We start from the raw sequence: 12,213 nt of genomic DNA, 5'->3' as shown, positions 1-12,213 counted from the left end.
TTCAGGCCCATTGCGCCAGCAACGCCAGGTGCGCGGCGCGGGCCCGTTCGGCCAGCACCGGGCGCAGGCGCAAGCGCTCGCCGGGCATCGCCTGGGCCAGCCGGGCGCTGGCGGCGGGGGTCAGCGCGCCGAGGCGTGGGTAGCCGCCGATGGTCTGGCGGTCGTTGCCGAGCACGATCGGCTGGCCGTCGGGCGGCACCTGAATGGCGCCCAGCGCGATGCCTTCGGAAATCATCGCCGGGCCCTGGTAGGCCAGCACCGGGCCACACAGCCGCACGCCCATGCGGTCGGCGCGGGCATCGACTACCCAGGGTTGGTTAAACGCATCGAACAGGCTTTGCCCACTGAAATACGCGGTTTGCGCGCCCAGCACCACCTCCAGCGGCTCGCCGAGGCTGATGTCGGGCGTGCGCGCCACGGCGATTTCCCGCGGCTCGCGGGCCGGGCCGAGGTAGCTCAAGCGCTCGCCGGCGGCCAGTGCGGCGCCCTGCCCGCCCAAGCCGCCGAGGCGGTCGCGGGCCACCGTGGCGCAACTGCCCAACACTGGCGTGGCCAGCCAGCCGCCGGGGGCCGCCAGGTAGGCACGGGTGCCGGCGCGCGGGCCCTTGAAGCGCAGGGTTTGCCCGGCGCGCAGGCGGAAGCTGCGCCACGGCAGCAGGTGGCTGCCGTCGATCGTGGCTTCGAGGTCTGCCCCGGCCAGGGCCAGGTGGCAGTCGGCCTCGGCGCGCAGGCTGAACTGCCCGAGGGTGACCTCCACCACCGCTGCCTGCAGGGGGTTGCCCAACAGCCAGTTGGCCCAGCCCATCGAGCGCCAATCCGCGGCGCCGCCCTGGGTGAAGCCGAGGTGGCGCACACCGAAGCGGCCGGCGTCTTGCAGGGTGCACAGCGGGGTGCTGTGCTCGATGATCAATGCCGTCATGGGCGGGCCTCCAGCGGGCGGCTATCGCCACCCAGGGCGATGAAACGTTCACGGCTCACGGCCTCGAAGCGCACTCGGTCGCCGGGGCTGAACAGGCATTCGCCGCCTTCGCCGAGCAGCGCCTGGGGGGTGCGGCCGAGGAGGTTCCAGCCACCGGGCGACACCGACGGGTAGATCGCCGTTTGTCGTTCGCCGATGCCCACGCTGCCGGCCGGCACACGCTGGCGTGGGGTGCTCAGGCGCGGCGCCGCCAGGGCTGGCTCGACCAGCCCCATAAAGGCAAAGCCGGGGGTAAAGCCCAGGGCGAACACGGTGTAGGCGCGCGCGCAGTGGGCGGCGATAAAACCCTCTAAGCCCAGCCCGCTGCGCTCGGCCAGCAGCGGCAGCTCCGGGCCGACGCTGGCGTGGTACCACACCGGCACCACGTGCTCGCGGCCGCTGGCGGCGCTGGCTGGCACAAGCTCGCGCAGCGCTTCGGCGAGCAAGGCGTGAGCCTGCTCGGCGCCCAATTGCAGCAGGTCATAGTGCACATAAAGGGTGGTGTAGGCCGGTACCAGGTCGACCAACGCGGCGCCGAACACCTCCCGTACCCGGTTGCAGGCGGCCATCAGCCAGGGCACGTTGTCTTCGTCGATCACCTCGAACAGGCGCAGCATCAGGCCGTCGAGCGCAACGACCTCAACCTCGGCCTGGCGCCCCGGGGCAAAGCGGATGGGCTTCATGCCAGGGCCTGCAAGGCAGTGCGGATGCGCTGCACGGCGGCCACCGAGGCGGCGTTGTCTCCGTGCACGCAAAGGGTGTCGGCCTGCAGCCGCAGGGCGCTGCCATCGCGGGCCTGCAGCGGTTCGCCCTGGGCCAGCTTCAGCGCCTGGGCGACCACCGCGTCGGCTTCGTGATGCACCGCGCCAGGCAGCCGCCGCGAAACCAACGCGCCGTCGGCCTCGTAGGCGCGGTCGGCGAAGGCTTCGAACCACAGCGGCACGCCGTATTCGGCGGCCAGCGCCTCGGCGCCGCTGTTGTCGCGCATGGCCAGCAGCACCAGCGGCAAGCCGGGCTGGTAGCGGGCCATGGCCTGCAGCACCGCACGCAGTTGCTCAGGCTTGGCCATCATGTCGTTGTACAGCGCGCCGTGGGGTTTGACGTATTCCACCTTGGCCCCCTGGGCAGTGCACAGGCCCTGCAGGGCACCGACTTGGTAATGCAGGAGGTCTTGCACTTCCTCGGCCGAGCAGGCCATCGAGCGGCGGCCGAAGCCGGCCAGGTCCGGGTAAGCCGGGTGCGCGCCGATGCGCACGCCGTGGCGCAGCGCCAGTGCCACGGTTTTACGCATGGTGCCGGGGTCGCCGGCGTGGAAGCCGCAGGCAATGTTGGCGCAGTCGATCAGCGGCATCACCGCGTCGTCCAGGCCCATGCTCCAGGCGCCGAAGCTTTCACCGATATCGCAGTTGAGGAGGATCATGCTGCCTGCCCGTTTCGTGTCAAAGGTTTACCGGGTTCAAGGTAGGGGGCGGGCGGTGGGCGGTCAATGGAGAAAAAACCGGGCGCGGTGATAAGCAAAAGTGTTCAGCGTTGGGGATTGCCAGGCCGTGGGGGGCTGCTGGCGGATCCAGTGCAGGCGCTTAAGGGCCTATCGCCCGGCATAGCCGGCCTCCCACGGGGGCTGTGTTGCCTAGTAAATCAAGCACTTACAAAAATCCAGGGGAGGCCGTGGGTGCCGGGCGATAGGCCCTAAAACCCTGAAGCGTCATTCAATCTCCCACCAACGGTTGAACCCCCGCGGCTCGAGCATATCCACGCGCTCGCCCATCACCGGCGTGGTCACCGGCACCTGGGCGGCCTGGGCCAGGGCACTGATGCGTTCGAAGGGTTCGTGCCAAGGGTGGCTGGACAGGTCGAAGGTGCCGTTGTGGATCGGCAGCAGCCAGCGCCCGCGCACGTCGAGGTGGGCCTGCAGGCTTTCTTCCGGCTGCATGTGCACCACCGGCCAGGCCACGTTGTAGGCGCCGGTTTCCATCAGCGTGAGGTCAAACGGGCCATAGCGCTCGCCAATCTGCTTGAAGCCGGCGAAGTACCCCGAGTCGCCGCTGAAGAACAGCTTCCAGTCGGGCTCGATCACCACCCACGAGGCCCACAGCGTGGCGTTGCTGTCGAACAGCCCTCGCCCGGAAAAATGCTGCGTGGGCGTGGCGGCAAAGCGCGTGCCGTCGATTTCGGTTTCCTGCCACCAGTCGAGCTGGCGCACCTTGGCCGCGGGGATGCCCCACTGCACCAGGGTGTCGCCCACGCCCAGCGGCGCGAGGAACCATTCGGCGCGTTCGGCCAGGCGCTTGACCGCGTCCTGGTCGAGGTGGTCGTAGTGGTTGTGGGAGATGATCACCGCCTTGATCGGCGGCAAGTCTTCAAGGGCGAGCGGCGGCTGGTGAAAGCGCAGCGGCCCGGCCCATTGCACCGGCGAGGCGCGCTGGCCAAACACCGGGTCGGTGATGAAGAACGCCCCACGGCTTTTGATCAGCACCGTGGAATGCCCCAGCCGCCAGAGGCTGTTGTCTGGCGCTGCCAGCAGCGCTTGGCGGGTGAGCGCCTGCACCGGGATCGGCGCCTGCGGGCGGGTGTACGCCGGCTTGCGCCGGAGCAGGTACTTGAAGCCGATCCTGAGCTTCTTGAGCACGCCGTCCTTGTTCGGCCGGACCACGATATTGCGGTAGCGGCCGTCCTCGAACGGCGCCGGGGCCGGTGCGTCGAGGGTGGGTTCAACAGCATGGGCGGGGGTTTGCAACATAAGCAGTACCACTCCAGCGAGCCAGGTCGTGTTCATCAGTGCCTCCCGGATGGGCAGCCTGTGCAGCGATCATGGGTGCCGCCCTGGGCCTTTTCAAGGGCAGGGCCGCTCTGGCAGGGGTTTTCCGGCCCGGCGGGCGGCTAGCACGCTGGTTTCGCGGACGGGCGGCGGTTGCCTTGGGGAACCTAATGGCTTACGCCCGCTCAAGATAGCCATCGGCGTTCTGTGCGCACATTCCACTTCATGCGAAGGATGACACCCCGGCCCAGGCAGTGAACCGGCTCATTCGGGCAGCACTGCACGCGCCGGGCCAGACAGGGAACCCGCACGCCTATGCAGACCATCGCTCGCTTCCCCGCGCCGCACTGGCAGCGTACGCGGCGTTTTCTCATTCTGATCGGCACGCTGTTCGGCGCCGCGTTCGTGATTGCCGGGCTGGCGGTGGTCGGCATCGCCCACGGGCTGGACCGCGACGAACTCGGGCAAAGCCGCTTCTACGCGCAAAAGGCGCTGGACATCCGCGCCGCCAGCGACCGCACCAGCACCCTCAGCTACGCCATCTGGGACAGCGCCTACGAGCACCTCGGCAGCGCCGGGGTCGACCGCGACTGGGCCTTGGAGCAACACAACCTGGGCGACACGCTGTTTACCCAGGAAGGCTTCGAAGCGGTGTTCGTGCTCAACGACCAAGGCCCGCAGTACGCCCTGTACAAGGGCCAGCCCACCACCGGCGCGCTCAGCACCATGCTCGACCTGCCGCTGGCCAGCCTGCTGCAACAGGCCCGCGCGCTGGCCGCGCGCAAAGAGGCGTTCAGCCACGTCGGGCTGCTGTACGGCTGGCCGGCGCTGATCAGCGCGGCGGTGATCCAGCCCGACGGCGACAGCGCCCCGCCGGCCAGCGCCAACAGCGCGGTGCTGGTGCTGGTCGACCAGCTCACCCCGGCCAAGCTGCTGCAGATGGGCCTGAGCTACAAGCTCGCCGACCTGCGCCTGGAGCCAGCCGGCAACAAGGCCGCCGCCACCCCGCACCTGACCCTCCCCGGCACCGAGTTCCGCCTGGCCTGGACCGCCCAGGCGCCGGGCGCGCGGCTGTTGTGGATCGTGCTGCCAAGCCTGTTGCTGGTGGCCGCGGTGCTGGCGCTGCTGCTGGGTTACTGCTTCCGCTTCGCCCTGCGCGCCTCGCGCCAGATCGACGCCAGCTTCGCCTCGTTGCGCCAAAGCACCGATGCCCTCGAAGCCAGCGAAGAGCGCTTTCGCGCAGTCGCCGAGGCCGCCTCGGACTGGATCTGGGAAACCGACGCCCGCGGGCGCATCACCTACCTCTCCAACCGCTTCGCCGCGGTCACCGGCTTTGCCAGCGAGGCCTGGCTTGGCCAGCCGATCGAGCAACTGCTCAGCTGCGACACCACCCCTATCGGCCCCTGGCTGGCCACCCTTCCCGAAGACCCGGCCAACGTCAGCAACCTGCGCTGCGCCTACCGCGACCAGGGCGGGCAATTGCGCTACTGCCGGGTGTCGGCGCGGCCGATCCACCAGCACGGCGGGGTGCAGGGGTTTCGTGGCACCGCCAGCGACATCACCGATGAAGTGGCCGCCCACGCGCGCATCCAGCACCTCTCACTGCACGACGCGCTCACCGGCCTGCCCAACCGCAACCTGCTGGCGCGCTACCTCGAAGACGCCCTGGCGGCCCGCGAAGACGGCCCAGCGCTGACCCTGCTGTTGGTCGACCTCGACCACTTCAAGCCGATCAACGACAGCCTTGGCCATGCCGCCGGCGACGCGGTGCTGGTGGAAATCGGCCAACGCCTGAAGGGCTGCACCCGCGACCTCGACCTGGTCGCGCGGCTCGGCGGCGATGAGTTCGTGGCGATCCTCTGCGGGCTGGAGCAACGCTATGAGGTCGACCGCTTCTGCCAGCGCCTGCTCGACAGCCTGCAGCAGCCGGTGGAGCACAACGGCCACGCGCTGCAGGTGGGCGCCAGCATCGGCATCGCCCAAAGCCGCCTGCAAGGCTACGACGGCGCCGAGTTGATTCGCTGCGCCGACATCGCCCTGTACCAGGTCAAGGCCGCTGGCCAGGGCGGCTGGCGCTATTACGCCGAGCAGATGAGCGAGCAGATCCAGCACCGCCGGCAACTTGAAAGCGAGCTGCGCCTGGCGGTGAAAAACCAGGAGTTCGTGCTGCACTACCAGCCGCGCTACCAGATCGACCACTTGCGCATCGTGTCGGTCGAGGCGCTGGTGCGCTGGGACCACCCGGTCGACGGGCTGATCGGCCCCGATGTGTTCATTCCGCTGGCCGAGCAAACCGACCTGATCGTGCCGCTGGGGCGCTGGGTGCTGCGCGAAGCCTGCGAAACCGCGCGGCACTGGCCCGAGGCGCTGCTGGTGTCGGTCAACCTGTCGCCGGCGCAGTTCGTGCGCAGCGACGTGGTCAGCGACATCCACGACATCCTCGTCGAAACCGGCTTCCCCGCGCACCGGCTGGAGCTGGAGATCACCGAGAACATGATGCTCGGCGACATCGACAACGCCCTCGGCACCCTGCAGTCACTCAAGGAACTGGGCGTGCGGCTGAACATGGACGACTTCGGCACCGGCTACTCCTCCCTTGGCTACCTGCGCACCTACCCCTTCGACAGCATCAAGATCGACAAGCGCTTCATCGCCGCCATGGACGGCAGCGCCGCCGGCGGCGACCGCGCGGTGGTGCAGGCGATCATCAACCTGGCCCGGGCGATGGGCCTGAAGGTGACCGCCGAAGGGGTGGAGACCGAGCAGCAACTGGCGGCGCTGACCAACGACCAGTGCCATGAAGTGCAAGGCTTTTACCTGAGCCGGCCGATCGACAAGGCCGCGCTGAGCATCCTCCTGGCCCAGCACGAAGTGGCCGCGGCCAACGACACCCTGAGCGGCCAACGCAAACGCCAACCGTTCTGACCGGCCGGTCAGCCTGTGCACGCTTTTACACCCCGCCGCCATGCCGCTATGCTGGGCCCATTGAGTGCCCGAAGGATGCGAGGCTAGATGGACCACCCACACGACACCGCCGCCGCGGAGATCGCCCTGATCGGGCGGATCGATGCCGTGCCGTCCATCCTTCAGGTGGTCGCCGAAAGCAGCGGCATGCGTTTCGTGGCCATCGCCCGGGTTACCGAGCAACGCTGGATGGCCTGCGCGGTGCTCGACCGCCTCGGCTTCGGCCTGAAGGTCGGCGGCGAGCTGCCGGTGGTGAGCACCCTCTGCCATGAGGTGCAAGGCAACCGCCACAGCATCGTGATCGACAAAGCCAGCACCGACGCCGCCTACTGCGAACACCCCTGCCCGCGGCTGTACCGCTTTGAAAGCTATATTTCCGTGCCGATCATCCGCGCCAACGGCGAGATGTTCGGCACCCTCTGCGCGCTCGACCCACTCCCCGCCCAGCTCAAGGGCAGCAGCGTGCAGGCAATGGTCGAGGGCTTCGCCCGGCTGATCGCCGTGCAGATCGACCGCGAGCAGCAAATGGAAGTCACCGAAGCCGCCCTGCGCCACGAACGCGAGCGCGCCGAGCAGCGCGAGCAGTTCATCGCCGTGCTCGGCCATGACCTGCGCAACCCGTTGTTCGCCATCGAGGCCGGCGCGCAGTTGCTGCTGCGCCGCGACGCCAGCGAGCGCAGCCGCACGGTGCTTGAGCACATCGTCAGTTGCAGCCACCGCGCCACCCGCCTGGTCGAAGACGTGCTCGACTTCGCCCGCGGCCAGCTCGGCGCCGGCCTGCAGGTGCAGGCGGTGCCCTGCCCGCAACTGGCCAGCACCCTGCGCCATGTGGTCGATGAGCTGCAACACGTGCACCCACAGCGGGAACTGCGCCTGCAGGTGGGCGAGCTGGCCGGCGTGCAGTGCGACAGCGAGCGGCTGGGGCAGATGTTTTCCAACCTGCTCAGCAACGCCATCGTCCACGGCGCGCCGAACGCCCCGGTGACCGTGCACGCCGGCTGCCATGCCGGGCAGTTCGTGCTCAGCGTGCACAACGAAGGCGAGCCGATTGCCCCGGAGCTGTTCGGCAAACTGTTCGAGCCGTTCTCGCGCCTGGCCAAGGCGCCGAGCCGCAACGGCCTGGGCCTGGGGCTGTACATCGCTCAACAGATCGCCCATGCCCACGGCGGCGCCATCGAGGTGGCGTCGTCGCGCGCCCACGGCACGCTGTTCACCTTCCGCCAGCCGTTGGCCCACGCCTGAAATTTATTTCAGGGCTGCGCTCAAGAGTGCCTACAGTGAGTCGATGAACTGTGTAATTCCCATGGCTCTTTTCAGGTGCCCGTCGATGTTCTTCAACCAGCGCTATAAAAATGAACTGGCCGCCCTGCGCGAGGAGTTGGCCAGCGTGCAGCAGATTCGCTCCGGGCTCGACGAGGAGATGATTCACATCCGCCTCGACGGCCAGGGCCGCTTCATGGGCGTGAACGAGAACTTCGTCAAGGAGATGGGCTACCGCAGCGACGAGCTCAACGGCCGCGCCCTGGACGACATCGTCCCGGCCTACGTGAAGAACTCCGACTTCCACCAGCGTATTCGCAATGCCCTGACCCGCGCCGAGCACTTTTGCGGCGCGCTGCGGCTGCTGCGCAAGAACGGCGAAGAGGCCTGGCTGCGGGTGATCATGCACCCGGTGCGCGACGGCCAAGGCAACGTGGTGAAGTTTTCCTGCTACGCCGCCGACCTGACCCGCACCATTGAAAAGTCCCGCGAGCACGAGAGTTTCATCAACGCCCTGCTGCGCTCCACCGCGGTGATCGAATTCGACCTCAAGGGCCATGTGCTGGTGGCCAACGACCGCTTCCTCGACGCCATGGGCTATCGCCTTGACCAAATCCGCGGCAAGCACCACAGCCAGTTTTGCACCCCGCAAGAGGCCTCATCGCCGCAATACCGGCAGTTCTGGGAGCGGCTGAACCGCGGTGAATTCGTCGCCGACCGCTTCAAGCGCATCGACAGCATGGGCCGCGTGGTCTGGCTGGAGGCCTCGTACAACCCGGTGATCGACGCCCACGACAAGCTCTACAAGGTGGTCAAGTTCGCCACCGTGATCACCGACCAGGTGGTGCGCGAAGAAGCCGTGGCCGAGGCCGCCAACATCGCCTACAGCACCTCGGTACACACCGACGGCAGCGCCCAGCGCGGCGCCGATGTGGTGCAGCAAACCGTGTCGGTGATGCGCGAGCTGGCCCGCCACATGCAAGAGGCCGCCGAAGGCATCGAGGCGCTCGACCAGCAGAGCCAGGTGATCAGCAACATCATCAAGACCATCAGCGGCATCGCCGAGCAAACCAACCTGCTGGCGCTCAACGCCGCGATCGAAGCGGCCCGCGCCGGCGAGCAGGGCCGTGGCTTCGCGGTGGTGGCCGACGAGGTGCGCCAGTTGGCCTCACGCACCACCCAGGCCACCGCGGAAATCGCCGGGGTGGTGCAGCAGAACCAGAAGCTCGCCTCTGACGCGGTGGCGATCATCGGCACCGGCAAGGAGCAGGCGGAATCCGGCCTGGGCCTGGCCAACCAGGCGGGCGAGGTGATCATCGAGATCCAGGACGGCGCGCAGAAGGTGGTCAGCGCGGTGCAGCAGTTCGCCACCCAGCTCAACCACTGACGGCGATGAATTCGCGGTAGCCGGAGAGGATCACGTACACCGCGAAGTAGCTGAAGATCGCCGCCGAGGCGAGGTAGCAGGCCCGCAACAAGCCGGCGCCGAGCAGCCGCCCGCCCTGGGCGGCGGCGAAGCACAGGCCGGCCGACCAGAGCAGCCCGGCGCTGAAGAACCCGCCGAGAAACAGCCCGGTGCTCAGCGCGCCGTGACCACCGGCGCGGGAGATCAACACCCCGCCCACCGCCGCGAACCAGAGGATCGCGCTCGGCGACGACACCGCCAGGAAGAACCCCCGCACGAACGCCGCGCGCCCCGACACCTGCTGCGCCTCGCCACTGGCCGCCAGGCTGGCGCCACCGCGCAGGGCATTGCGCAGCATGTTCACGGCGAACACCACCAGCAACGCCGAGCCGCCCAGCCACAGCGCCCAGCGCACCCCTTCGAAGCGCAGCAGCACGGCCATCCCGGCCAGCGCCAGCACCGCGTAGAACAGATCCCCGAAGCAGGTACCCAGCCCTAGCCAGAAGCCCTGCAGGGTGCCGCGTTGCATGGCCAGGGTGATCATCGCGATATTGGCCACGCCGATGTCCAGGCAGAGGGACAGGCTGAGCAGAAAGCCGCTGGAAAAATCCACTTGGAACAGCCCCTTGGGAGACGAGGGGGGGGATTGAACACTGCTGCCGGGGGAAGAGGCAAGCGGCAAGAGGGTTTGCGGTGCTCTTGCTTGCGGCTTGGGGCTTGCGGCTTGGCGGCGCTTGCCGATACGGCTGAAGAGCCTAGCTTCAAGCCGCAAGAAGGATCAAGGGCCGAGTGAGGGCCATTCCTGCCGAGCATATTTCCTATGCGGGGCAGCGCTCTACTGGCGGCGCTTCTACACCGCGATCATGAGCCTCGACACATCCACCAACGAGGAAATACTCATGCTCCTTCAAGCCAAACTGGATGCCTTCAAGGCCGACTTCGTTGCCGGCAAGCCGCCCTACAATGCCCCAGCCCCCGTCCATGCGGTCATGCACCGCGCCACCGCCGAGCTGATCGCCAGCGGCCAAGCCGAGCGAGCGCTGAAGGCCGGCGACCAGGCGCCGGTATTCAGCCTTCCAGACGCGGAAGGTCACTGGGTGTCGTCGGCCGAGTTGTTGTCACGCGGCCCACTGGTGATCAGCTTCTATCGCGGGGTGTGGTGCCCTTACTGCAACATGGAGTTGCAAGCCTTGGAAGAAGCACTGCCGGTCTTCAAAGCACGAGGTGCGAGCCTGGTGGCGATCTCGCCACAGAGCCAGGCCAACAGCCGCAAGTCGCAGCGCCAAAATGGCCTGGGTTTCCCCATCCTGAGTGACAGTGGTAATGAAGTGGCGGCTGCATTCGGCCTGCGTTTCAAACTGCCAGATTATTTGGCTGAACTCTATCTGAGCCTGGGCAATAACCTGCCGGTCATCAACGGCGACCAGAGTTGGACGCTGCCGATGCCAGGTCGTTTTGTCATCGGCCAAGACGGCATCATTCTGTACGCGGAGGTCAATCCCGACTACACGCCGCGCCCTGAGCCCACCGAGTTGCTGCCTGCATTGCGCGGTTGATTGTCCCGCTTTCAAGGCCGCCTTAGGGCTAATGCTGTTCACACAAGCCATTTCACGGCTTTAAGAAAGGGATCATTCGGTGAGCTCTGCTGATTTTGTGCATGAGCTTCAGGGCCCCTCGCCCGGCACAGCCGGAGTGCCGGACCACGGCCTCCCACCAGATTTGTGTAAGTACTTGATTTACGGGACAACACAGAACCCGTGGGAGGCCGGCTGTGCCGGGCGATAGGCCCTAAAGCTCATGCACAAAATCCGCAGAGCTCACAGATTGATCCCTCCATGAAGCCCTGAAATGCCTTAAGTGAACAGCATTACGCCTTGGGGCGGCCTTGCTTATTGCCGGCTCATCAAGCCTTCGATGAAGTCGACAAACGCCCGCGCCTTGGCGCTCGCCAGGCGCCCGGTAGGAAAGACCGCCCAGAGATCCAGCGGCGGCAGTTGCCAATCTTCCAGCAGTGGCACCACGTCGCCCTTGGCGAGTTCATCCGCGAACATCCACTGGGACGTCAACGCCACACCCAGATGCCCGAGTACTGCCGCGCGCACCCCCTCAGCGGCACTGACCCGCACCCGCCCGCTGACCGTCACCGACTGTACGGTACTGCCCTGCTTGAAGGCCCAATGCTCACCGCCGCCTGCCAGGGCGTAAATAACCGCCTGGTGCTGCGCCAGGTCAGTTGGCACTGAGGGCTCGCCATGGGCCTGCACGTAAGCAGGCGTGGCCAACACCAGCCGCTGACACTCCCCGATCTTGCGCGCGATCAGGTTGGAGTCCGCCAAAGCTCCCATGCGCAGGGCGACATCGATGCCTTCCTCTACGAGATTGACAGTGCGGTCGTCTAGAACGATATCGATGTTCAGTTCGGGGTGTACTTCGAGGAAAGCCCCCAGGTGCGGCAGCACATGCAAACGCGCGAAGGTCACTGCCGCACAGACCCGCAAGGTACCGTGCAGCCCACTGCCTGCGCCGCGCGCGGCGAGGTCGGCTTCGTGGGCTTCCTCGATGGCACGCTTGGCGCGGTCGTAGTAGGCGGTGCCGGCCTCAGTCGGCGTGAGCCCGCGCGTGGAGCGCAGCAGCAGGCGAACGCCAAGGCGCTCTTCCAGTTGTGCAATGGTTTTCGACACGGCGGGCTGGCCGAGGTTGAGACGCCGCGCGGCGGCAGAAAACGACCCGGCCTCGAGCACACTGACGAAGGTTTCCATTGCAGCCAATCGGTCCATCGTTGTTCCACCTGAAACGGTTAAAAAAGGCATGGCAAAAAACGAGCGAAGCTAAGCTTCGCCCGTAGCGGAAGGGTTATCTCAACGCAAA

General features: G+C 67.0%; 10 protein-coding genes and 1 pseudogene. 5 read left to right on the top strand and 6 right to left on the bottom strand.

The features are described from left to right. Nucleotide 1 precedes the first annotated feature (1 nt). The 4 genes from ACFZCE_RS15000 to ACFZCE_RS14985 form a co-directional block, all read right to left on the bottom strand. Entirely contained in the window at nucleotides 2-919 is a 918-nt protein-coding gene (locus ACFZCE_RS15000) for a 5-oxoprolinase/urea amidolyase family protein (protein ID WP_390940272.1), read from the bottom strand. Next, the gene (locus tag ACFZCE_RS14995; RefSeq protein ID WP_390940270.1) at nucleotides 916-1,641 is read right to left on the bottom strand and encodes a carboxyltransferase domain-containing protein; all 726 of its coding nucleotides are present in this window, start codon (nucleotides 1,639-1,641) and stop codon (nucleotides 916-918) included. Before ACFZCE_RS14995 ends, ACFZCE_RS15000 begins: the two co-directional genes overlap by 4 nt. Then, nucleotides 1,638-2,378 carry a 5-oxoprolinase subunit PxpA gene (locus ACFZCE_RS14990; protein WP_390940268.1) on the bottom strand — a complete coding sequence of 247 codons (741 nt, stop codon included), beginning with the start codon at nucleotides 2,376-2,378 and terminating at the stop codon, nucleotides 1,638-1,640. Before ACFZCE_RS14990 ends, ACFZCE_RS14995 begins: the two co-directional genes overlap by 4 nt. Nucleotides 2,379-2,663: 285 nt before the next feature. After that, on the bottom strand, nucleotides 2,664-3,734 hold the full coding sequence (locus tag ACFZCE_RS14985; RefSeq protein ID WP_390940266.1) for an MBL fold metallo-hydrolase: 1,071 nt from the start codon (nucleotides 3,732-3,734) through the stop codon (nucleotides 2,664-2,666). A gap of 297 nt (nucleotides 3,735-4,031) precedes the next feature. On the opposite strand from ACFZCE_RS14985, the gene ACFZCE_RS14980 reads away from it, so the two are divergent. The 4 genes and pseudogenes from ACFZCE_RS14980 (at nucleotide 4,032) to ACFZCE_RS14965 (ending at nucleotide 9,327) form a co-directional block, all read left to right on the top strand. Then, nucleotides 4,032-6,641, top strand: coding sequence for an EAL domain-containing protein (locus ACFZCE_RS14980; RefSeq protein ID WP_390940264.1), 2,610 nt, complete (start codon nucleotides 4,032-4,034; stop codon nucleotides 6,639-6,641). A gap of 87 nt (nucleotides 6,642-6,728) precedes the next feature. Then, nucleotides 6,729-7,922 (top strand): ATP-binding protein, encoded by a 1,194-nt coding sequence (locus ACFZCE_RS14975; RefSeq protein ID WP_390940262.1) that lies wholly within the window; start codon nucleotides 6,729-6,731, stop codon nucleotides 7,920-7,922. After that, nucleotides 7,837-8,787, top strand: a pseudogene (locus tag ACFZCE_RS14970) (PAS domain-containing protein); the annotation flags it as partial. The gene ACFZCE_RS14975 and the pseudogene ACFZCE_RS14970, both read left to right, overlap by 86 nt. Nucleotides 8,788-8,895: 108 nt before the next feature. Then, entirely contained in the window at nucleotides 8,896-9,327 is a 432-nt protein-coding gene (locus ACFZCE_RS14965) for a methyl-accepting chemotaxis protein (RefSeq protein WP_390940631.1), read from the top strand. On the opposite strand, the gene ACFZCE_RS14960 is transcribed toward ACFZCE_RS14965, so the two are convergent. Further along, on the bottom strand, nucleotides 9,317-9,958 hold the full coding sequence (locus ACFZCE_RS14960) for a LysE family transporter (RefSeq protein ID WP_390940260.1): 642 nt from the start codon (nucleotides 9,956-9,958) through the stop codon (nucleotides 9,317-9,319). The two genes, ACFZCE_RS14965 and ACFZCE_RS14960, sit on opposite strands and share 11 nt — an antisense overlap. A gap of 286 nt (nucleotides 9,959-10,244) precedes the next feature. Between ACFZCE_RS14960 and ACFZCE_RS14955 the strand changes: the two genes are divergently transcribed. Further along, entirely contained in the window at nucleotides 10,245-10,901 is a 657-nt protein-coding gene (locus ACFZCE_RS14955) for a redoxin domain-containing protein (protein ID WP_390940258.1), read from the top strand. A gap of 333 nt (nucleotides 10,902-11,234) precedes the next feature. On the opposite strand, the gene ACFZCE_RS14950 is transcribed toward ACFZCE_RS14955, so the two are convergent. Then, on the bottom strand, nucleotides 11,235-12,122 hold the full coding sequence (locus ACFZCE_RS14950; RefSeq protein WP_390940256.1) for a LysR substrate-binding domain-containing protein: 888 nt from the start codon (nucleotides 12,120-12,122) through the stop codon (nucleotides 11,235-11,237). Nucleotides 12,123-12,213: the final 91 nt, after the last annotated feature.

The organism is Pseudomonas sp. NPDC007930 (assembly GCF_042958985.1).
Lineage (GTDB): Bacteria > Pseudomonadota > Gammaproteobacteria > Pseudomonadales > Pseudomonadaceae > Aquipseudomonas.
The sequence above is the reverse complement of the archived record's forward strand: the minus strand, read 5'-3'. Positions and strand labels throughout refer to the sequence as shown.

What these genes read in the sequence shown, in the direction of transcription:
- ACFZCE_RS15000 (WP_390940272.1), bottom strand. Translation starts at nt 919, where the DNA reads ATGACGGCATTGATCATCGAGCACAGCACCCCGCTGTGCACCCTGCAA.
- ACFZCE_RS14995 (WP_390940270.1), bottom strand. Translation starts at nt 1,641, where the DNA reads ATGAAGCCCATCCGCTTTGCCCCGGGGCGCCAGGCCGAGGTTGAGGTC.
- ACFZCE_RS14990 (WP_390940268.1), bottom strand. Translation starts at nt 2,378, where the DNA reads ATGATCCTCCTCAACTGCGATATCGGTGAAAGCTTCGGCGCCTGGAGC.
- ACFZCE_RS14985 (WP_390940266.1), bottom strand. Translation starts at nt 3,734, where the DNA reads ATGAACACGACCTGGCTCGCTGGAGTGGTACTGCTTATGTTGCAAACC.
- ACFZCE_RS14980 (WP_390940264.1), top strand. Translation starts at nt 4,032, where the DNA reads ATGCAGACCATCGCTCGCTTCCCCGCGCCGCACTGGCAGCGTACGCGG.
- ACFZCE_RS14975 (WP_390940262.1), top strand. Translation starts at nt 6,729, where the DNA reads ATGGACCACCCACACGACACCGCCGCCGCGGAGATCGCCCTGATCGGG.
- ACFZCE_RS14965 (WP_390940631.1), top strand. Translation starts at nt 8,896, where the DNA reads ATGCGCGAGCTGGCCCGCCACATGCAAGAGGCCGCCGAAGGCATCGAG.
- ACFZCE_RS14955 (WP_390940258.1), top strand. Translation starts at nt 10,245, where the DNA reads ATGCTCCTTCAAGCCAAACTGGATGCCTTCAAGGCCGACTTCGTTGCC.
- ACFZCE_RS14950 (WP_390940256.1), bottom strand. Translation starts at nt 12,122, where the DNA reads ATGGACCGATTGGCTGCAATGGAAACCTTCGTCAGTGTGCTCGAGGCC.